20 protein-coding genes are annotated in these 20,990 nt (G+C 63.7%); 8 read left to right on the forward strand and 12 right to left on the reverse strand.

Features of this window, described 5'->3' with window-relative positions:
- Positions 1-5 precede the first annotated feature (5 nt).
- From garD to B3P22_RS11035, 5 genes are all read left to right on the forward strand, one after another.
- On the forward strand, positions 6-1,562 hold the full coding sequence (gene garD / locus B3P22_RS11015; RefSeq protein ID WP_296271015.1) for a galactarate dehydratase: 1,557 nt from the start codon (positions 6-8) through the stop codon (positions 1,560-1,562).
- Position 1,563: 1 nt separating this feature from the next.
- On the forward strand, positions 1,564-2,982 hold the full coding sequence (locus B3P22_RS11020; protein ID WP_296271016.1) for an FAD-binding oxidoreductase: 1,419 nt from the start codon (positions 1,564-1,566) through the stop codon (positions 2,980-2,982).
- A gap of 26 nt (positions 2,983-3,008) precedes the next feature.
- A complete protein-coding gene (locus tag B3P22_RS11025; protein ID WP_296271017.1) occupies positions 3,009-3,950 on the forward strand; it encodes a 2-hydroxyacid dehydrogenase in 942 nt (313 codons plus the stop codon).
- Positions 3,951-4,215: 265 nt separating this feature from the next.
- Complete coding sequence (locus tag B3P22_RS11030; RefSeq protein ID WP_296271018.1) at positions 4,216-5,145, forward strand: ABC transporter ATP-binding protein; 930 nt, start codon at positions 4,216-4,218, stop codon at positions 5,143-5,145.
- A complete protein-coding gene (locus tag B3P22_RS11035) occupies positions 5,142-5,903 on the forward strand; it encodes an ABC transporter permease (protein ID WP_296271019.1) in 762 nt (253 codons plus the stop codon). The genes B3P22_RS11030 and B3P22_RS11035 overlap by 4 nt, the downstream gene beginning before the upstream one ends.
- Before the next feature lie 257 nt (positions 5,904-6,160).
- Here B3P22_RS11035 and B3P22_RS11040 read toward each other — a convergent pair whose 3' ends face one another.
- Positions 6,161-6,553, reverse strand: a complete 393-nt coding sequence (locus B3P22_RS11040) for a protease inhibitor I42 family protein (RefSeq protein WP_197855057.1) — start codon at positions 6,551-6,553, stop codon at positions 6,161-6,163.
- A gap of 161 nt (positions 6,554-6,714) precedes the next feature.
- Positions 6,715-9,108, reverse strand: coding sequence for an endopeptidase La (lon, locus tag B3P22_RS11045; RefSeq protein ID WP_296271020.1), 2,394 nt, complete (start codon positions 9,106-9,108; stop codon positions 6,715-6,717).
- A gap of 214 nt (positions 9,109-9,322) precedes the next feature.
- Between lon and B3P22_RS11050 the strand changes: the two genes are divergently transcribed.
- Positions 9,323-10,072, forward strand: coding sequence for an AraC family transcriptional regulator (locus B3P22_RS11050; protein ID WP_296271021.1), 750 nt, complete (start codon positions 9,323-9,325; stop codon positions 10,070-10,072).
- 337 nt (positions 10,073-10,409) lie between these two features.
- Here the strand turns inward: B3P22_RS11050 and lpcA are convergent, their stop codons facing one another.
- The 6 genes from lpcA to minC all read right to left on the reverse strand — a co-directional run bounded on the left by lpcA (position 10,410) and on the right by minC (position 15,182).
- Positions 10,410-10,997 carry a D-sedoheptulose 7-phosphate isomerase gene (gene lpcA / locus B3P22_RS11055; RefSeq protein ID WP_296271022.1) on the reverse strand — a complete coding sequence of 196 codons (588 nt, stop codon included), beginning with the start codon at positions 10,995-10,997 and terminating at the stop codon, positions 10,410-10,412.
- Positions 10,998-11,009: 12 nt separating this feature from the next.
- Positions 11,010-12,299, reverse strand: coding sequence for a M18 family aminopeptidase (locus B3P22_RS11060; protein ID WP_275546943.1), 1,290 nt, complete (start codon positions 12,297-12,299; stop codon positions 11,010-11,012).
- A 159-nt stretch (positions 12,300-12,458) separates the two neighbouring features.
- Positions 12,459-13,094, reverse strand: a complete 636-nt coding sequence (locus B3P22_RS11065; RefSeq protein WP_296271023.1) for an RluA family pseudouridine synthase — start codon at positions 13,092-13,094, stop codon at positions 12,459-12,461.
- Between the two features lie 143 nt (positions 13,095-13,237).
- A complete protein-coding gene (gene minE / locus B3P22_RS11070; protein ID WP_197855066.1) occupies positions 13,238-13,492 on the reverse strand; it encodes a cell division topological specificity factor MinE in 255 nt (84 codons plus the stop codon).
- A complete protein-coding gene (gene minD / locus B3P22_RS11075) occupies positions 13,489-14,304 on the reverse strand; it encodes a septum site-determining protein MinD (RefSeq protein ID WP_197855067.1) in 816 nt (271 codons plus the stop codon). Before minD ends, minE begins: the two co-directional genes overlap by 4 nt.
- 149 nt (positions 14,305-14,453) lie before the next feature.
- Positions 14,454-15,182 (reverse strand): septum site-determining protein MinC, encoded by a 729-nt coding sequence (gene minC / locus B3P22_RS11080; RefSeq protein ID WP_296271024.1) that lies wholly within the window; start codon positions 15,180-15,182, stop codon positions 14,454-14,456.
- Between the two features lie 207 nt (positions 15,183-15,389).
- On the opposite strand from minC, the gene B3P22_RS11085 reads away from it, so the two are divergent.
- Together B3P22_RS11085 and B3P22_RS11090 are read left to right on the forward strand one after the other, a co-directional pair.
- Complete coding sequence (locus B3P22_RS11085) at positions 15,390-16,322, forward strand: lipid A biosynthesis lauroyl acyltransferase (protein WP_296271025.1); 933 nt, start codon at positions 15,390-15,392, stop codon at positions 16,320-16,322.
- Between the two features lie 36 nt (positions 16,323-16,358).
- On the forward strand, positions 16,359-17,540 hold the full coding sequence (locus B3P22_RS11090) for a patatin-like phospholipase family protein (protein ID WP_296271026.1): 1,182 nt from the start codon (positions 16,359-16,361) through the stop codon (positions 17,538-17,540).
- A 5-nt stretch (positions 17,541-17,545) separates the two neighbouring features.
- On the opposite strand, the gene B3P22_RS11095 is transcribed toward B3P22_RS11090, so the two are convergent.
- The 4 genes from B3P22_RS11095 to B3P22_RS11110 form a co-directional block, all read right to left on the reverse strand.
- Complete coding sequence (locus B3P22_RS11095; protein WP_296271027.1) at positions 17,546-18,400, reverse strand: pirin family protein; 855 nt, start codon at positions 18,398-18,400, stop codon at positions 17,546-17,548.
- Positions 18,401-18,505: 105 nt separating this feature from the next.
- Positions 18,506-19,276 (reverse strand): VacJ family lipoprotein, encoded by a 771-nt coding sequence (locus B3P22_RS11100; protein ID WP_419096429.1) that lies wholly within the window; start codon positions 19,274-19,276, stop codon positions 18,506-18,508.
- A complete protein-coding gene (locus B3P22_RS11105) occupies positions 19,269-20,567 on the reverse strand; it encodes a serine/threonine protein kinase (RefSeq protein WP_197855081.1) in 1,299 nt (432 codons plus the stop codon). Before B3P22_RS11105 ends, B3P22_RS11100 begins: the two co-directional genes overlap by 8 nt.
- A gap of 159 nt (positions 20,568-20,726) precedes the next feature.
- Positions 20,727-20,951 (reverse strand): DUF2061 domain-containing protein, encoded by a 225-nt coding sequence (locus tag B3P22_RS11110; protein ID WP_275546939.1) that lies wholly within the window; start codon positions 20,949-20,951, stop codon positions 20,727-20,729.
- Between the last annotated feature and the right edge of the window lie 39 nt (positions 20,952-20,990).

Below are 20,990 nucleotides of genomic sequence, written 5' to 3' on the forward strand. Positions count from 1 at the left end.
GCATCATGCAGTTGATTCCCCATCAGGATTCGCCCCGTTATATCCGCCTGCACCCGAGCGACAACGTCGGCGTGGTGGTCAATGACCAGGGCGTCGCAGCCGGCGGTCAGTTCGACGATGGCCTGAAAGCCATCGAAGGCATTCCGCAGAGCCACAAGGTGGCGTTGGTCGACATCGCCGAGGGTGGCGAGGTGGTGCGCTATGGCGAGGTCATCGGCTATGCGCTGAAACCCATCGCCGCCGGCAGCTGGGTGACCGAACAGGTGCTGCGCATGCCCGAGCCACCGGTGCTGGACAACCTGCCCAAGGCGACCATCCAGGCCACGCCGGGCGAGCCGCTGGAGGGCTACACCTTCGAGGGTTTCCGCAACCCGGACGGCAGCGTCGGCACCCGTAACATTCTCGGCGTGACCACCACCGTGCAATGCGTGGTCGGCGTGCTCGATCATGTGGTCGAGCGCGTGCGCAAGGAAATCCTGCCCAAGTACCCCAACGTCGACGACGTGGTGGCGCTGTCGCACAGCTACGGCTGCGGCGTGGCGATCAACGCGCCGGACGCCGTGGTGCCGATCCGCACCCTGTACAACATCAGCCGCAACCCCAACCTCGGCGGCCAGGCGCTGGTGATCAGCCTGGGCTGCGAAAAGCTGCAGGCCAACCAGCTGATGGATGGCGACCAGCTCACCAACGGCATGGACGAGGAAGACTGGCTGTTCCGCCTGCAGGATTCCGGCACAGGTTTCACCGGTATGGTCGAGCAGATCATGGGCATGATCGAGGAGCGCCTGAAGGTGCTCGACCAGCGTCGCCGCGAAACCGTGCCGGCGGCCGAACTGGTGGTCGGCATGCAGTGCGGCGGCAGCGACGCCTTTTCCGGCATCACCGCCAACCCGGCCCTGGGTGTGGCCGCCGACCTGCTGGTACGCGCCGGTGCCACCGTGATGTTCTCCGAGAACACCGAAGTGCGTGACGGCATCCACCTGCTCACGCCGCGCGCTGCCAGCGTCGAGGTGGCCGATGCGCTGATCCGCGAGATGGACTGGTACGACCGCTACCTGCAGCGCGGCATGGCCGACCGCAGCGCCAACACCACGCCGGGCAACAAGAAGGGCGGGTTGAACAACATCGTCGAGAAGGCCATGGGTTCGATCGCCAAGTCCGGCAACGGCACCATCGCCGGTGTGGTTTCCCCAGGCGAGCGCATTCGCGGCAAGGGCCTGTGGTTCTGCGCCACGCCGGCCAGCGACTTCATCTGCGGCACCCTGCAGCTGGCGGCGGGCATGAACCTGCACATCTTCACCACCGGTCGCGGCACGCCGTATGGCCTGTCGATGGTGCCGGTGATCAAGGTCGCGACCCGTACCCAACTGGCAGAGCGCTGGCCGGATCTGATCGACGTCGACGCCGGGCAGATCGTTTCCGGGCGCATGACGCTGGAGGAAATGGGCTGGCATATCTTCCAGCTCTATCTGGACGTGGCCAGCGGGCGCAAGCAGACCTGCGCCGAACACCTGCGCCTGCACAACGACCTGGTGCTGTTCAACCCGGCGCCGGTGACCTGATATGAGCGGCCTGTCCGAAAATCTTATTCAGGCGTTGCGCGAGGCGGTCGGCGAGGCTGGCCTGATCACTGACGCCGAGCGTATGCAAAGCTACCTGAGCGACTGGCGCGGCGCCTATCGTGGCCAGGCGGCTGCGGTACTGCGCCCGGCCTCGACCGAGGAGGTGGCGGCGGTGGTGCGTCTGTGTGCGCAGGCCGGTGTCGCCCTGGTGCCGCAAGGCGGCAACACCGGCCTGTGCGGCGGCTCGATCCCTGACGACTCCGGGGCGCAGCTCGTGCTGTCTCTGACGCGCATGAAGCGCATCCGCGAAGTGGACGTGGCCAACGAAACCATCACCGTCGAGGCCGGGGTGATCCTCCAGCAGTTGCAGGAGGCCGCCGCCGAAGTCGGCCGGCTGTTCCCGCTGTCGCTGGGCGCCGAGGGCAGTTGCACGGTCGGCGGCAACCTGGCGACCAATGCCGGCGGCACCGCCGTGCTGCGCTACGGCAACATGCGCGACCTGGCGCTGGGCCTGGAAGTGGTGCTGCCCGATGGGCGCATCTGGGACGGCCTACGCGGCCTGCGCAAGGACAACACCGGCTACGACCTCAAGCACCTGTTCATTGGCAGCGAGGGCACCCTGGGCATCATCACCGCCGCCGTGCTCAAGCTGTTCCCCGCCTTGCGCAGCCTGACCACCGCCTGGGTGGCGCTGCCCAGCCCGCACGCCGCCGTCGAGCTGATCGGGCAGATGCGCGGGCTGTGTGGCGACCGCCTGACCGGCTTTGAGCTGATGTCGCGGCAGAGCGTCGAGTTCGTCCTGCGCCATGTCGCCGGTGTCAGCGATCCCTTTGCCGAGGTGCATCCCTGGTACGTGCTGATCGAGCTGAGCGATACCCAGCCCAACGCGCCGTTGAACGAATTGCTCGAACAGGGCCTCGGCGAGGCCTTCGAGCAGGGCGTGGCGCTGGACGCCGTGGTGGCGGGTAGCGATGCGCAGGTACACGCGTTGTGGGCGTTGCGCGAGGGCATTTCGGAGGCACAGAACCACGAGGGGCCAAGCCTCAAGCACGACATCAGCGTGCCGGTCAGCCGTATTCCCGACTTCATCGCGCGAACCGATCAGGCGTTGCAGCAGGCGTTTCCCGGTGTGCGCATCGTGGCCTATGGGCACGTCGGCGACGGCAACCTGCATTACAACATCAGCAAGCCAATCGGCGCCGAGGACGTCGCGTTCAAGGCGCAGGCCGAGGCGATCATGCGGGTGATCTACGACCAGACCCTGCATGATGCCGGCAGCATCAGCGCCGAACATGGCCTTGGCCAGTCCAAGCGCCTGGCCGCGCAGCATTACAAGGCTCCACTGGAGCTGGAGTTGATGACTCGGGTCAAGCAGGCGCTGGATCCAGCCGGACTGATGAATCCGGGCAAATTGCTGTAAATCGCATGATCGAAACAGGAGGTTCCATGAGCAAACCCAAGGTGCTGCAGATCGGCCCGCTGAGCGAGCGCTTCAACCGCGAGCTGGCCGAGGAATACGAGGTCAGCGCGCTATGGCAACAGGCCGAGCCGCTGGCATTCCTGCGTGAGCACGGCGAGCAGTTCATCTACATGGTGTCCTCGGCGCGTTTCGGCTGTACGGCCGAGCAGCTGGCGCTGCTGCCGAATCTGCGTGCCATCTGCAGTTTCGGTGTCGGCTACGACCCCTATCCGCTGGATCTGCTGCGCGATCGTGGCATCGTCCTCAGCACCACGCCGGACGTGCTCAACGACTGCGTGGCGGACCTGGCCATGGGCCTGATGATCGACAGCGCTCGGCGTCTGTCCGAGGGCGATCGCTTCGTGCGCAGCGGCGCCTGGAGCAGCACCACCGGGTTCCCGCTGGCGCGTCGGGTCAGCGGCAAGCGCCTGGGGATCGTCGGTCTCGGCCGCATCGGCGAGGCAGTGGCGCTACGCGCCTCGGGTTTCTCCATGCCGGTGCGTTACCACAATCGCCGTGCGGTCGAGGGCAGCCCTTACCAGCATGAACCGGATCTGCTGGCGCTGGCGCGCTGGGCGGACTTCCTCGTGCTGACCTGCCCGGGCGGCAAGGCCACTCATCATCTGATCAACGCCGAGGTGCTCGAAGCGCTCGGCCCGGATGGCTTTCTGGTCAACGTTGCGCGCGGCTCGGTGGTCGATGAGGCGGCGCTGATCACGGCGTTGCAGCAGAAGGTGATTGGCGGCGCCGGGCTGGACGTTTTCGAGCGCGAACCCCAGGTACCGGCCGAACTGCGCGAACTGGACAACGTGGTACTGTTGCCGCACGTCGGCAGCGGCAGCATCGAGACCCGCCAGCAGATGGCTGATCTGGTGCTGGATAACCTGCGAGCCTTCATCGCCACCGGCAGCCTCTTGACTCCCCTGTAGGGCGGGTGAAACCCGCCAACCAGGGCGGCGGGTTTCACCCGCCCTACGGCCATGCGTGCGCTCAGGCGCACGCCACTGAATACGCCTGGCGGCACTCGCCGCCGGGCTTATCGTTACGGCGCCATAAGTGCCGTGATCGTTTCCTACCTCACCTGCAGCATCCCCGGCGCACCACAAGTGCGCCGTTTTTTCCACTTCTGCGCTGATCTCGCTGTCTCAAGCCCTGTAAACTGTGGCGTTTTCCGCAGGCAAGGGGCTACCCACCGTGCAGTCGGTCATTTCCATCCAGCAACTGAACAAGATCTATGCGTCCGGGCATCCTGCCCTGCAAGGCATCGACCTGGATATTCGCCAGGGCGAAATCTTCGCCTTGCTCGGGCCCAATGGAGCAGGCAAGACCACCCTGATCAGCATCATCTGCGGCATCGTCAATCCGGGCGAGGGCAGGGTGCTGGTCGGCGGCAAGGACATTGTCCGCGACTACCGCGCTGCCCGCTCGCAGATTGGCTTGGTGCCGCAGGAGCTGGTCAGCGACGTGTTCGAAACCGTCTGGGCGACGGTCAAGTTCAGCCGTGGCCTGTTCGGCAAGAAGCCCGATCCGGCCTACCTCGAGCAACTGCTCAAGGACCTGTCGCTGTGGGACAAACGCAACGCCAAGATCATGGAGCTGTCCGGCGGCATGAAGCGCCGGGTGATGATCGCCAAGGCGCTGTCGCACGAGCCGCAGATTCTTTTCCTCGACGAACCCACAGCCGGTGTCGACGTGGAGTTGCGGCGCGACATGTGGAACATGGTCCGGCGCCTGCGTGAGCGTGGAGTGACCATCATCCTCACCACCCACTACATCGAAGAGGCCGAGGAAATGGCCGATCGCATCGGGGTGATCAGCAAGGGCCGCATCATCCTGGTGGAAGACAAGCAGGTGCTGATGCATAAGCTGGGCAAGAAGCAGCTGACCCTGCACCTGCAGCAGCCGTTGTCCTGCGTGCCGAGCGAGCTGGCGCGCTATGGCCTGGAGCTGGCCGATCAGGGCCATGCCCTGGTGTTCACCTTCGATGCCCAGCACGAGAACACCGGCATCGCCGAACTGCTGCGTGACCTTGCCCAGCACGGCATCGACTTCAAGGATCTGCAGTCGAGTCAGAGTTCTCTGGAGGAGATTTTCGTGTCACTGCTGGAGGAGTCGCGCGCATGAACCTGTATGCCATCAAGGTCATCTACCTGTTCGAGCTGGCGCGCACCTGGCGCACCCTGTTGCAGAGCATTGCCACGCCGGTGATCAGCACCTCGCTGTACTTCGTGGTGTTCGGTTCGGCCATCGGTTCGAGCATGACCCAGGTGCAGGGCGTGAGCTACGGCGCTTTCATCATCCCGGGCCTGATCATGCTGGCGCTGTTGACCGAGAGCATCTCCAACGCCTCGTTCGGTATCTACATGCCCAAGTACTCGGGGAGCATCTACGAGATTCTTTCGGCGCCGGTTTCCTATCTGGAGATTCTCATCGGCTACGTGGGGGCAGCGGCGACCAAGTCGATGATCCTAGGTCTGATCATCCTGCTCACCGCAAGGCTGTTCGTCGATTTCGAAATTCAGCATCCGATCTGGATGGTGGCCTTCCTGGTGCTGACCGCGCTGACCTTCAGCCTGTTCGGCTTCATCATCGGCGTCTGGGCCGATGGCTGGGAGAAACTGCAGATCGTCCCGGCGTTGATCGTCACGCCGCTGACCTTCCTCGGCGGCGCGTTCTACTCTATCAGCATGCTGCCGCCAGCCTGGCAGACGGTGACGCTGTTCAACCCGGTGGTGTACCTGATCAGCGCCTTCCGCTGGAGCTTCTACGGCGTGTCCGACGTCAACGTCGGCGTCAGCCTGGCCATGGTGCTGGGCTTTCTGGTGCTGTGCATCGTGCTGGTGGGTTGGATCTTCAAGACCGGCTACCGGCTCAAGAGCTGATGCCGGACGTGGGAGCGGCATTCGCGGCTGAAGCCGCTCCTACATAGGTCGCGTAGACCTCGGTTTGTAGGAGCGGCTTCAGCCGCGAAACGAGGGATCATGCCCCTTTGCTAATTCTCAGCCTGTAGGGCGGGTGAAACCCGCCATAACTAGGCGGCGGGTTGCACCCGCCCTACGGAAAGCGCCTCAGCTGCGACTAACGTCGAGCCGTCGCGGCTGAAGCCCCTCCCACAGAAGCCGCACCATGCGCGGCTATTTCACTTCACCCGCAATTCACAATCGAAGGTTTCCGCTGGCGGTACGTTGGGCTCCCACGGCTGCTGGTAAGTCAGCAGCAGGCGGCCTTCACCGGCTTCGCGCGCAGTGAAACGCCAGGTGGAGATGCCGCCAGCGCCCACCAGCCCGGCGTCTTCCGGATTGCTGTAGACCTCCGGGCCGAGGCTTTGCAAAACCTTCTCTGCGCCATCGCGGATTTCCCAGCGAAAGCCGGTGGTGGGGTTGCTGGGCAGGCTGAGAATCAGTTGCTGACCCTGTTCGAGCGTCAGCGGGCACTGCCGATCCTTCTTCAGCTCCAGTGTGCCGGATTGATGCGCGCAGGCGGTTAGCAGGGCCAGGGCGGGCAGGGTAAGCAGGCGCAAGGTGGCGTGCATGACGAACTCCAGTCGACGAAACCTGGCCCCAGCATAGCCGCATTGGCTTGTCGGTGGCGACCGTACAGGTGGGCAGCTGGGTGTAGGAGCGAGCTCTGCTCGCGAAGCTTTTCAGGCTCGCCGACATTCGCGGACAGAGCTCGCTCCTACATTGGCCCTCTTTAGTCGAACAGCACTTTCGCCACGTCGCCATAGCGTTTGGCGAAGTGCACGGTCAGGCCTTCCTTGAGATAGTCCGGCAATTCCTCGTAACTGCCGCGGTTGGCCTCCGGCAGGATGAGCTCGAAGATCTTCTGCCGGCGCGCCGCGATCACCTTCTCGCGCACGCCGCCGATGGGCAGCACCTGGCCGGTGAGGGTCAGCTCGCCGGTCATGGCCACGCCCTTTTTCGGCGCCTGGTTGCGCGCGAGCGAAAGCAGGGCGCTGGCCATGGTGATGCCGGCGCTGGGACCGTCCTTGGGCGTGGCGCCTTCCGGCACGTGCAGGTGGACGAAGGCTTGGTCGAAGAAAGTCGGGTCACCGCCGAATTGCTTGAGGTGCGAGCTGACGTAGCTGTAGGCGATCTCCGCCGACTCCTTCATCACCTCGCCGAGTTGGCCGGTGAGCTTGAAGCCGCGGTTGAGCGTATGGATGCGCGTCGCCTCGATCGGCAGGGTAGCGCCGCCCATGCTGGTCCAGGCCAGGCCGGTGATAACGCCTGTACCGGCCAGCACTCGCTCGTTGCGGAACACCGGCATGCCGAGCGCTTCTTCCAGGTCCTTGGCGCCGATGCGGATCTTCGCCTCGGGACTTTCCAGCAATTTGACCACCGACTTGCGCACCAGCTTGCCCAACTGTTTCTCCAACTGGCGCACGCCGGCCTCGCGGGCATAGCCTTCGATCACCGTGCGCAGCGCCGCATCGCTGATCGACAGGCGCGCCTTCGGCACGCCGGCCTTCTCCAACTGCTTGGGCCACAGGTGGCGCTTGGCGATGGCCAGTTTTTCCTCGGTGATGTAGCCGGACAGGCGGATCACCTCCATGCGGTCGAGCAGCGGCCCAGGGATGGAGTCGAGGGTGTTGGCGGTGCAGACGAACAGCACCTTGGACAGGTCCAGGCGCAAATCCAGATAGTGGTCGAGGAATTCGACGTTCTGCTCCGGATCGAGGGTCTCCAGCAGCGCCGAGGCCGGGTCGCCCTGGTAGCTGGTGCCCATCTTGTCGATCTCGTCGAGCATGATCACCGGGTTTATCACCTCGGCTTCCTTCAGCGCCTGCACCAGTTTGCCGGGCATGGCGCCGATGTAAGTGCGGCGATGGCCCTTGATCTCCGCCTCGTCACGCATGCCGCCCACCGAGAAGCGGTAGAACGGCCGGCCGAGTGACTCGGCGATGGACTTGCCGATGCTGGTCTTGCCCACGCCGGGTGGGCCGACCAAAAGCACGATGGAGCCGGCGATCTCGCCTTTGAAGGCGCCGACAGCCAGGAATTCGGTAATGCGCTGCTTGATGTCGTCCATGCCGGCGTGATGCTTGTCCAGCACCTTGCGCGCGCGGCCCAGGTCGAGCTTGTCCTGACCGTGAATGCCCCAGGGCAGGGCGGTTGCCCAGTCCAGGTAGTTGCGCGTGACGGCGTACTCGGGCGAACCGGTTTCCAGAATCGACAGCTTGTTCAGTTCTTCGTCGATGCGCTTCTGCGCCGGCGCCGGCAGGGTCTTGCCTTCGAGGCGGGCGAGAAATTCCTCGCGGTCGGCGCTCTTGTCGTCCTTGCTGATGCCCAGCTCCTGCTGGATCAGCTTGAGCTGCTCCTTGAGGAAGAACTCGCGCTGACGCTCGCCGATCTGCTTGTTGACCTCGGCCGACAACTCTTTCTGCAGGCGGCCGACCTCGACCTCCTTGCGCAGCAGCGGTAACACCTTCTCCATGCGCTTGAGCATGGGCACGGTATCCAGCACTTCCTGCAGGTCATGGCCGGAGGCGGTGGTCAGGGCGGCGGCGAAGTCGGTCAGCGGCGACGGCTCATTGGGGCTGAAGCGATTGAGGTAATTCTTCAGCTCTTCGCTGTACAGCGGGTTGAGCGGCAGCAGCTCCTTGATCGCGTTGATCAGGGCCATGCCGTAGGCCTTGACCTCGTCGCGCGGGTCGTTGGACGGCTGTGGGTATTCGACCTCGGCTAGATACGGGCCGCGGCGGCTGAGCCAGCTACGGATGCGTACGCGGGTCAGGCCCTGGGCGACGAACTGCAGCTTGCCGCCTTCCTCGCTGACATGGTGCACGCGCACCAGGGTGCCGTGTTCGGGCAGGCTGTCGACGTCGAACTCACCGTTCTCGTCCGGCGGATTATCGACGTAGAACACCGCCAGGCATTTGTGCTCGGTATTGTCCACGCGCTTGAGCGTGCGCCCCCATGGGTGCTCGTTGACGATCACCGGCAACACCTGCGCGGGGAAGAACGGGCGATTGTTGATGGGGATGACGTAGAGCTTGTCCGGCAGCCTTTGTGCGGGCAGCACCAGGCCGGTGGCCGATTGTGCGTGTTCGTCGACAGCTTCGGAGTGGATGTCCTGATCGTTCATGGAGCACCTTTGCTTGCACGTTGAATGCTACATGGGGCGACCTCAGGATTTTTTCAACGTTTCAGCTGTGGTCAGGCAATTACTGATCCATGTGGGACGTATTGCCTAGTTTTGGTTGCTACAGGTGCAACCATTTCGCTGATAGGTGGTTGCGGCGTTTTCGTTGGGAAAGGAGTAAAGTGCAACCCTCGTTTCGTGCCGCCAGTTTTTAGCGATGCTGCAAGCCCGTGTGATTCGCCTGGATGAGCAGGCCCATGAACATGCCCACGATCATCATCAGTTGGTGATGTCTCTGGTGGGCCGCGCCGAATTCGAGGTCGGCGGCCGCGGTGGGGAAGTCTGCCGGATGCGCGCCTGCCTGGTGCCGGGAGATGCCGCCCACCAGTTCGCCGGCATGGGCGACAACCGCATGCTGATTCTCGATCTGGACGAGCAGGACACGCCCAGCGAAGACCTCGAGCTGCTTCATCGTCTGTTCGAGACGCCGCGCTATCCCGCCCTCGATGTGGATTTTCAGCACCTGCTGACCTATGCCGGCGCCGAGCTGGAGCGTTATGGCAGTGATTCGATCCTCGCGCGCTCCCTTGGTGGCGTCCTGCTCCGTGCCCTGCACCTGCGTCTGTTCGGCGAGCAGCGCCGGCAGCCGCAAGGCGCGCTGGATCTGCAGCGGCTGGACGATTACATCGACGAGCATCTCGCGCGGCGCATCAGTGTTGCTGAGCTGGCGCACGAGATGTGCTTGAGTCCCAGCCACTTCCACGCCCAGTTCAAGGACTGCGTCGGCCTCACGCCACACCAGTACCTGCTCAAGACCCGCCTCGACCGCGCGGCGCGCATGTTGCGCGAGAGTAGCCTGCCGCTGGTGCGAATCGCCGAGGAATGTGGCTTTTCCAGCCAGAGCGCCCTGACTACGGCCATGCGCCGCTATATGGGCCTGACCCCGAAGCGCCTGCGCAGCGCCTGAGCGGAAGTGTTTTTGTGGGAGCGAGCTCTGCTCGCGAAGCGTCCATTGCTGGCGGTGTTCGCGAGCAGAGCTCGCTCCTACAGGTTCGTCTGCCGGTCGTCGGCGCGTAGCCCGGATGCAATCAGGGAGCAAGTCCGTAGGTTGGGTTAGCCGCCTGTCACCTTGTTGATCACGCCACCGCTTCTGCAGCGGCGTAACCCACCATTGGCGCAATGTGATCCATCGCCTGGTGGGTTACGCGACACACCACCGCAGCGCTTGCTTGTCGATCCGCTTCCCGCGTCGCTAACCCACCCCACGAGAAGTCGTGCGACCGGCATTTGATTTTTTCGCGACGCTAGGCGTAATTCTGCGGGCTCAGCTTGCGCTCGATCAGCTCGATCAGAATGTGCAGGGTCTTGATGTGCAGCTCCTGCACACGGTCGGCGAAATCGCCGCCGGGGGCGCAGATGCACACGTCGGCCAGGCTTTCCAGCAGCGAGCCGGGCTTGCCGGTCAGGGCGATCACCTTCACTCCCAGGGTCTTGGCGGCTTCGGCGGCCTTGACGACGTTGGGGCTTTTGCCGCTGGTGCTGATGGCGATCAGCACGTCACCTTCGCGGCCGTGCGACTCGATATAGCGCGAGAAGATGAAGTCGTAACCGAAGTCGTTGGCCACGCAGCTGATGTGGCTGGGGTCGCTGATCGATACGGCGGCGATGCCGGGGCGGTTCTTGCGGTAGCGCCCGGTCAGCTCCTCGGCGAAGTGCATGGCGTCGCACATCGAGCCGCCGTTGCCGCAGGAGAAGGCCTTGCCCTTGTTCTCGAAGCTCTCGACCAGCAGTTCGGCGGCCTTCTGGATATTGCCCAGGGTCTGTTCGTTGGCGAGGAAGACCTCCAGCGCGCGCTGGGCCTCCAGCAGGCTGTTGCGGATATGTTCGATCATCGCGTCAGAACCTCAGGGGAGTTCAGGGCTGGAATAGAAGGCCGTCAGTACTTTCACCAGGTGATCGACGTCATGGCTGCCGGCCAGTTCGCGGATCGAGTGCATGGCGAAGGTTGGCAGGCCGATGTCGACCGTGCGCACGCCGAGCTGGCTGGCAGTGATCGGGCCGATGGTGGAGCCGCAGCCCATGTCGCTGCGCACCACGAAGCTTTGCACCGGTACTTCGTTCTCCAGGCACAGGTGGCGGAAGAAACCGGCGGTCTCGCTGTTGGTGGCGTAGCGCTGATTGCTGTTGATCTTGATCACCGGGCCGGCGTTGAGCTTGGGGCCGTGGTTGCCGTCGTGCTTGTCGGCATAGTTGGGGTGCACACCGTGGGCGTTGTCGGCCGATACCAGCAGCGAGCGCTGGATGGTGCGGACGAAATCATCGCCGCCCGGCAGCACGCGGCGTAGCACCTGCTCGAGGAAGGGGCCATCGGCGCCACAGGCGGAGCAGGAACCGACTTCCTCGTGGTCGGTGCAGACCAGCACGCAGGTTTCCTCGTCGTCCGAGTCGATCAGCGCCTGCAGGCCGGCGTAGCAGGACAGCAGGTTGTCGAGGCGCGCGCTGGCGATGAAGTCCTGATTGAGGCCGACGATGGCGGCGCTCTGGGTGTCGTAGAAGCTCAGCTCGTAATCGAGCACCGCGTCCGGGTTGAAATCGTGCTCCATGGCCAACTGCTCGGCGAGCAGGGCGCGGAAGTCGGCAGTTTCGCTGCTGGCGAGCTGGGCCAGGATCGGCGGCAGCTCGGTCTGCGGGTTGATCGCCCAACCCTGATTGGCCTCACGATTGAGGTGGATGGCCAGGCTGGGGATCACGGCGATGGGTTGGTAGAAGTCGATCAGCTGGCTCTCGACCTTGCCGTCGCGGCGGTAGGTCACGCGGCCGGCCAGCGACAGGTCACGGTCGAACCAGGGCGCGAGCAGGGCGCCGCCATAGACTTCCACGCCGAGCTGGAAATAGCCCTGGCGCTGCAGTTCGGGGCTGGGTTTGACGCGCAGGCACGGGCTGTCGGTATGCGCGCCGACCAGGCGAATGCCACCGTCGACGGTGGGGCGCTTGCCCAGCTTGAAGGCGATGATCGAGGAGTCGTTGCGGGTCACGTAATAACGACCACCGGCTTCGGTGTGCCAGGGCGCGCGTTCGTCGAGGTGACGAAAACCGGCGGCTTCCAGGCGCATGGCCAGGCTGGTGGTGGCATGGAAAGGGGTCGGCGAGGCGTTGAGAAAATCGAGCAGGCCTTGAATCAGTTCTTCGCGCATAGGGACTCCGGGCAACGATGGCGCGAGTTTAACCAATTTGTATCGCGCTGTGCCGGCTACGCACTCGTTTGGGGCGATAGTTGGCGTCTATCTGCTGGGCCGGATGTGCTGGGCGCACACTGCCATGTGTCTTTCTGCCAATGCGCAACCGGCAGGCCGTCAAAACGGTGCCGGGCACTCGAAGCGCATGCGCTCGCCGGTTTGTGGGTGGGTCAGGGCGAGCATGCTGGCGTGCAGGCACAGGCGTTCGTGGGCTGCCAGGGCCTGTTCATGGGCGTAGAGGCGGTCGCCCAGCAACGGATGGCCGATGGACAGCATATGCACGCGCAACTGGTGCGAGCGACCAGTGATGGGCGTGAGTTCGACCCGGCACCAGTCGCCGCAGCGCTCGACGATGCGCCAGTGAGTCAGGGCATGCTTGCCCAGTTCGTGATCGACCACGTGGCGCGGCTTGGTCGGCGGATCGTAGCGCAGCGGCAGATCGATGCTGCCGCTGTCGGCCTGCGGCTGGCCCCAGCACAGCGCGGTATAGGCCTTCTCGGTTTCGCGGTCGTGAAACTGCCGGGACAGCTCGCGGTGGCTTTCGGCGTCGCGAGCCAGGACGATGATGCCGGAGGTCTCCCAGTCCAGCCGATGCACGATGCGCGCCTCGGGGTAGCCGTTTTCCTGCAGACGGGTGACCAGGCAATCCTTGTTGTCATCGGCCCGGCCGGGCACCGACAGCAGCAGGGTGGGCTTGTTGATCACCAGCAGAGCAGCGTCCTGGTGGAGAATTTCGATCTGGCTTAGCGGCATGATGTGTGGGGCTGGCGTAGGAGCGGATTTATCCGCGATGCTTTTGGCCTGTAGAAGCTTCGCGGATAAATCCGCTCCTACAGGTGCGCGTTGCTACAAACGAACACGGCGGCCGAAGCCGCCGTGCGCGTGGCCAGGATCGATCAGCGATCCGGCAGGGTGATGTTCAGCTCCAGGATCGAGCAACTGCCCTGGTTTTCCAGTGCGACTTGAACCTGGTCCGAGTCGATGGCCACGTACTTGCGGATCACTTCCACCAGTTCCTGCTGCAAGGCAGGCAGGTAGTCCGGCTGGCTGCGCTGACCACGTTCGTGGGCCACGATGATCTGCAGGCGTTCCTTGGCGATGGATGCGGTGGTTTCCTTCTTGCGCGAGCGCAAGAAGTCGAAAATATTCATTCGCGACCTCCGAATAGACGTTGCAGGAAGCCCTGCTTCTTCACATCAAGGAAGCGATGCGCCACTTCCTTGCCGAGCAGGCGATCGACTGCATCGCTGTAGGCCTGGCCAGCGTCGCTCTGGTCATCGAGGATGACCGGAATGCCCTGGTTGGAAGCCTTGAGCACGGCCTGGGATTCGGGAATCACGCCAAGCAGGCGGATGGCGAGGATTTCCTCGACGTCTTCGACGCCGAGCATTTCGCCCTTGGTGACGCGCTCGGGGTTGTAACGGGTCAGCAGCAGGTGTTCCTTGATCGGCTCCTCGCCTTTCTCGGCGCGGCGCGATTTGCTCGCCAGCAGGCCGAGCATGCGGTCGGAGTCACGTACCGAAGACACTTCCGGGTTGGTCACGACGATGGCCTCGTCGGCGAAGTACATCGCCAGGTGAGCGCCTTTCTCGATACCGGCCGGCGAGTCGCAGACCACGTATTCGAAATTCTGCGACAGCTCAGTGATGACCTTCTCGACACCTTCGGGGGTCAGCGCGTCCTTGTCACGGGTCTGGCTGGCGGCCAGCACGTAGAGGTTCTCGAGGCGCTTGTCCTTGATCAGGGCCTGGGTCAGGGTGGCTTCGCCGTTGACGACGTTGACGAAGTCGTACACCACGCGGCGTTCGCAGCCCATGATCAGGTCGAGGTTACGCAGGCCGACGTCGAAGTCGACGATGACGGTCTTGTGCCCGCGCAGGGCGAGGCCGGTACCGATGGCAGCGCTGGTGGTGGTTTTACCGACGCCACCCTTGCCGGAAGTGACTACGAGGATCTTGGCCAAGGTGATTCACCCCAAAAAATGAAGATAACGCGGGAATCTGAGGCCAATCGAGGCTTCCAGATGCCCTTTTGACGGAGCCTCAAAAACTGGCTGCGTTGCCAGCGTTTTTAGAGGCTCCTTTATGTCCGTAAAAGTGGCCGCAGTATCCGTTAAAGGCGGGTGATGTTCAACACGTCACCCGACAGGCTGACCTGTACCGCATCGCCCCAAAGCGGGTCGCGGCGCAGGTCTTCGGCGACCTTGTAATGGCCGGCGATGGACAACATTTCGGCGCCCATTTGCTGGCAGAAAATCCGTGCCTTGGTGTTGCCCTTGATGCCAGCCAGGGCGCGACCACGCATGGGCGCGTAAACATGGATGTTGCCATCGGCGAGAAGTTCCGCCCCGGCACTGACTGGCGCCAGCACGATCAGGTCGCCGCCCTGGGCATAGATCTGCTGGCCGCCGCGTACCGGCGTGGTGATGATGCGGCTGGGTTTGTGCTCGGGTTCGGCCGGTTTTTCCTCGACCTTCTTCGGCGCCGGGTCGAGCGGCCGCTCGCGTGCGCCGGACGGCGGCAGCACCGGCAGATCCATGGTTTCGGCGGCGGCGACGTCGCTTTCGCGCGAGGCGCGGATGGCCAGGGTGCGCAGGCCATGGCGGCGGCAGACGGCCATCAGCTCGGCCAGGTCCAGTTCACCTTCGCCTTCCGGCAGTTTGTCCAGGGCCAGTACCAGCGGCGTATTGCTGAAGAAGGCCGGGGCCTGGGCGACCTTTTCCGTCAGTTGCGCGTCGAGGCGCTCGAGGTCGTTGTGCGCCAGTTCCATCACGGTGATGGCGAGCATGCTGCCCTTGAGCTGGAATACGGGGTCTTGGGCGAGGAGGTCGGCTTGGCTCATGGTGATGCGATGGGCCTTCTGGCGAGTCGAAAGATGCCCGGACTTATAACGACATAGCCCGCATGCCGCAAGCGACGAACGACGGCGGGGCAGACGCCCCGGTTCGTCGATCCACTGCCGTGAGCCGCGCTGTCGGCAGCGATGCCACCGAGTCGGCTGGAAAACTGCGTTAGAATGCGCGGCTTTGTATGTGATCGGAAACGCCTCATGGATCGCCCCCGCTTTCGCGCCTATTTCCTTCATCCGCGCTTCTGGCCGCTGTGGCTGGGGTTCGGGCTGCTGTGGCTGGTGGTGCAGCTGCCGTATGGCTTGCAGCTGAAGCTGGGGCGGGCGCTGGGCTGGCTGATGTATCGCACGGCGACCTCGCGCCGGCAGATAGCGGCGCGCAACCTGGAGCTGTGCTTCCCCGGCAAGAGCGCTGCCGAGCGCGAACGTCTGCTCAAGGAGAATTTCGCCTCCACCGGTATCGCCTTCTTCGAGATGGCCATGAGCTGGTGGTGGCCCAAGGCGCGCCTGGCAAAGCTGGCCCATGTCGAGGGCCTCGAGCATCTGCAGCAGGCGCAGGCCGAAGGGCAGGGCGTCATCCTCATGGCGGTGCACTTCACCACCCTGGAGATCGGCGCCGCGCTGCTCGGTCAGTTGCACACCATCGACGGCATGTACCGCGAGCATGACAACCCGCTGTTCGACTACGTCCAACGGCGTGGCCGCGAGCGCCACAACCTCGATGCCACCGCCATCGAGCGTGAGGACATTCGCGCCATGCTCAAGGTGCTGCGTGCCGGTCGCGCCATCTGGTACGCGCCGGATCAGGATTACGGCCGCAAGCAGAGCATCTTCGTGCCCTTGTTCGGCATCCAGGCGGCGACGGTCACCGCCACCACCAAGTTCGCTCGCCTGGGCAAGGCGCGCGTGGTGCCCTTCACCCAGCAGCGCCTGGCTGACGGCAGCGGTTATCGTCTGGTGATCCACCCGCCGCTCGAAGGCTTCCCCGGCGAGAGCGAAGAGGCCGATTGCCTGCGTATCAATCAGTGGATCGAACAGGTGGTCAGCGCCTGTCCCGAGCAGTATCTGTGGGCGCATCGGCGCTTCAAGACGCGCCCCGAGGGCGAGGCGAAGCTGTACGGAAAGCGTAAGTAACGCACCTATACTCAATAGAAAAATCAGGATTGGCCGATGACCGCAGCTGCCCAGCCCCATGAGCCCGTCACCGGGCTGATTCTCTCCGGTGGTGGGGCGCGGGCGGCTTATCAGGTCGGAGTCCTGGCCGCCATCGCCGATCTGCTGCCGGATGCCTCGCACAACCCCTTTCCTGTGATAGTTGGCACCTCCGCCGGCGCGATCAATGCCGTAGGCTTGGCCTGTGGCGCGCTGCAGTTCGGCGAAGCGGTGCGGCGCCTGACATCGGTCTGGCAGGGCTTTCACACCCATATGGTGTATCGCAGCGACTGGCCTGGCGTGCTGCGTCAGGCGACGCGCTTCGTCGGCCACAGCCTGCTGGGTATCGGTCGCGACGTTCCAGTGGCGCTGCTCGACAGCTCGCCGTTGCGCGACTTACTCGAGCGCGAGCTGGATTTCTCCGGTATCGCCGCTGCCGTGCGCCATCGTCAGTTGCGTGCAGTCGCGGTGACGGCCTTCGGTTATGAAAGCGGCCAGGCAATGACCTTCTATCAGGGCCGCGCCACCATCGACCCCTGGTTTCGCCATCGCCGCGTGGGCGTGCCGACACGTTTGCAACTTCACCATCTGCTCGCCAGCGCGTCGATTCCGCTGATCTTCCCGCCAGTGAAGATCAACCGTGAATACTTCGGTGACGGCGCGGTGCGTCAGGCGGCGCCGATCAGCCCTGCGCTGCATCTGGGCGCCAGCCGCGTGTTGGTGATCGGCGTCAGCGGCAATGCCCAGCTCGAAGCCAATGCCGCGCTGCCGCGTGTAGCGAGCACGCGGCCGCCGAGCCTGGCGCAGATCGGCGGACACATGCTCAACAGTACCTTCATCGACAATCTGGAGACGGATATCGAACTGCTCGAACGTCTCAACCAGATGAGCGCGCTGGTGCCGCCGGATCGACGTCCGCGTGGCCTGGGGCTCAATCCGGTGGAGGTACTGGTGATCGCGCCGAGCCAGCCGCTGGATCAGATCGCCGCCCGCCACCAGCGTGAGCTGCCCAGGGCGCTGCGTCTGTTTCTGCGTGGCCCAGGGGCGACCAAGGCGGGCGGGGCCGGCGTGCTCAGCTACCTGCTGTTCGAACCCGGATACTGCAGTGAGCTGATCGAACTGGGGTACCAGGACGCTATGACGCGCAAGGCCGACCTCTGCCGATTTCTCGGTTTGACCGAGGCCGTCCAACTGGCCTGATGCACTCAGGCCAGCACACCATCGCGAAAATCACGCAGGGCCTGTTCGATTTCCTCGCGGCTGTTCATCACGAACGGCCCGTACTGCACGATGGGCTCGTTCAGCGGAGTGCCGGCGATCAGCAGCACTCGCGCACCATGGCTACTGGCCAGACGCAGCTCGCCTGCATCCGACAGCCGCACCAGGCGCCCGGCGCTGATCGGTTGTGCGCTGGCGCCGGGCAGTTCGAGCAGGCCTTCGTAGACGTAGAGCATGACCCGTTGCCCGTCGGCCAGGCGCGGCGCCACCTGACTGCCGGCCGGCAAGTGCAGGTCGAACAGCTGCGGCTGGGTATGCGGACGCTGCACAGCGCCTGCCTGGCGGATTCCGCCATCGTCGAACTCGCCGGCGATCACCACCACCTCGACGCCGGATGCTGTGCTGATACGTGGAATGTCCGTGGCGGGAATATCGCGATAACCCGCTTCGCCCAGCTTGTCCTTGGCCGGCAGGTTGAGCCAGAGCTGGAAGCCGCGCATGGCACCGGACTCCTGCTCTGGCATCTCGCTGTGGATGATGCCGCGCGCGGCGGTCATCCATTGCACGCCGCCGCTGCCGAGCAGGCCGACGTTGCCCAGGTGATCTTCATGGCGCATGCGTCCTTCGAGCATGTAGGTGATGGTCTCGAAGCCGCGATGCGGATGCGGCGGGAAGCCGGCGATGTAGTCGTCGGGGTTGTCGGTGGAAAACTCGTCAAGCATCAGGAAGGGATCGAAACGCTCCAGGCCAGGCCCGCCGATCACGCGGTTGAGGCGCACACCGGCGCCGTCGGAGGCGGGTTGGCCAGGCTGGATGCTGATGACGCGGCGTTGCGAAGTCATGGCGCGCTCCTTGGTAGAGAGGAATGGCGCCATGCTATTCGCATTCAATCGATGTTTGGGTGGAAAATTTCCCAATAAATTATCGATAAACCCAATGAGTCAGGGTTAGTCGGCAATTCTCAGTTTGCGCGACTCCGTATAGAAGTAGCGCAGCTTCTCGTATTCGAACGGCGAGTTGAGCTGGCCATAGTGGAAGCCGGTGTTGGCACGCGTGTCGATGGCGCGCAGGACCATGATGCCTGGATTGTCGCGGCTGGCGTCGGCCACGTCGAGGTAGTTGACCGCATTCTCCAGGCTGAAATCCGCCACCAGGCCGCCCGTGTCGCGCAGGTTCGATGGGCCGAGCAGCGGCAGCATCAGGTAAGGGCCGGCGGGCACGCCGTAGTAGCCGAGCGTCTGGCCGAAGTCTTCGCTCAACCTGGGCAGGCCCATTTTCGTCGCCGGGTCCCAGATACCGCCTACCCCGATAATGGTGTTGAACAGCAGGCGTGCGGTGGTGTTCATCGCCCGCTTGCCCTTGAGCTGCAGCACGCTGTTGGCCAGCGTGGGGATCTCGCCGAGGTTGCTGAAGAAGTTGTGCACGCCGGTCTGCAGCAGATCCGGGGTGACGTAGCGGTAGCCATCGACTACGGGCAGGAATACCCACTGATCGAAACGGTAGTTGAAGTGATAGACGCGGCGGTTCCATGACTCCAGTGGGTCATAGACCTGCAGGGCGTCGCTGGAGGCGCGCTCGAACTCCTGCTGATCCAGCCCCGGGTTGAACTGCAGATTCTGCAGCGGGTTGGTGAAACCGTCGGCGTCGACCTGACGTTCGGCCAGTGCCTGCCCGCTGGCCAGCAGCAGGGTGATGATGAGGGAGCTGTGCTTAACCACGGAAGAACTCCAGCATGGCGTCGCTGTTGACGCGATAGTTGAGGTTGCCGCAGTGCCCGCCGCGCGGGTAAAGGGTCAGGCGGTCGCCAAAGGTGCGGCGCAGAAAACCGATGTCGCCCTGACCGAGGATCAGGTCGTCGGCGTTGTGCATCACCGCGACCTTGTCGCTGCCTTTGAGATAGTCCTCCAGTGCGTACATGCTGGTTTTCTCGATCAATTGATTGAGGCTGCCACCGTCATAACGGGCACGCCACATGGGCATCAGCTGCTCGGCGATGTAGCAATCGAAGTCGCAGCGCAGGGCCATCTGGAAGAAAGGCGTGAGGCTGGTGTTTTCGGTAATGCGGTAATCGCGCGGGGTGATCAGGCCGCGGCGGTTGAGCAGGTCCGAGGTGAAGACGATATCGGCGGAGGAGAAACGGAACGAGGTGCCGATCAGCATGGCCATCTGTTCGTCCGAGAGCCGCTCGGTGGACTGCTGGAAGTCGTAGAGCATGGCCTCGTTGATATCCAGATAGCCCTTGTCGTTGAAATAGCGCGTCAGCTTGCCCAGCACCAGGTCATAGAAGTTGGTGCTGTTGTCGATCCCCTGGACTCGGGTCTGCACCAGCTTGTCCAGGTTGCTGATGGAGGTGTAGAGGTTGACCGGCGGGTTAAGCAGCAGCACGCGCTGGAAATCGAAGGCGCGGCGGGTTTCGTCGATCTGGCTGACGAAGGCGGCATGCAGCGCCCCGAGGCTGTATCCGGTCAGCAAATATTCGCTGACCTGCAGTTTCGGGTGCTGGGCGCGTACCGCCTGCATGGCGCGGTACAGATCGTCGGCATCTTCCGGGCTATAGCCGGGGGTGGCGAAGCGTGAGGCGGCAGCCATGAAGTCGTAGCTGGTCGGCGACGACAGCTGCACGACATGGAAACCAGCGCCGTAGAACAGCTTCTTCAGGTACTCATTGGTGCCGTTGGCGTAGTGCGCGCCAGTACCGGCGATGATGAAGATCAGCGGCGCCCGGCCTTTTTGCTCGGCCAGGCGGTAGCGTAGCTTGGTCACCGGCCAGAAGTTGTCCAGCAGTTCGAATTCGCGGTCCGGACGCAGGCGTACCGAGTAGTCGCGCTGACTGATGTCGCCGTCGGCCGGGAGTTCCGGGCGTAGTTCGGGCGGCGTGGTGGCGATGGTCGCTTCGAACGGGTTGGCCAGCGGGTAACCGTAGCTTTCGGCATCCACATCGGCGGCAACGGCGAAGGCACAGAAGACCAGGCCACCGAGCAAGGCGGCGAGACGGGCAAGGCTGGGCATGTGCTAAGTCCCTTTAAATCAGAGAGCGTCTGGATTAAACAGCTGGCTTATGACAGCAGCAAGAAGGGCAAAGTGCCAGACTATCTTAGCTAAATCGTAGGAATCTCGAGTCACAGCAATTGTAGTCATGCCTGCCTGGCGAAGCGCAGGCGCGTTCGCTCAGGCGTGATGATGCAGCCAGGCATGCTTGGGGCGTTCCGGCGCAGGCTGACGCTTGCGCTCGAAACGCTGCCAGACCTTTTCGTGGAAGTAAAAGCCCACCGAATTGCACAGCGGTTCGATTGCCGCTACCAGGCTGCTGGCTGCAACGCTGCCGGTCAGTACGTAGGTGACGCCGAAGGCAATGCAGAAGTGCATGATGGTGAAGGTCAGTGTCTTGAGCATGATGCACCTCGTTGAGAATCATTTCGTCTTGTGGGAAGG

Origin of the sequence: Pseudomonas sp. UBA6323 (assembly GCF_002439135.1) — a bacterium.
Classification (GTDB): domain Bacteria; phylum Pseudomonadota; class Gammaproteobacteria; order Pseudomonadales; family Pseudomonadaceae; genus Aquipseudomonas.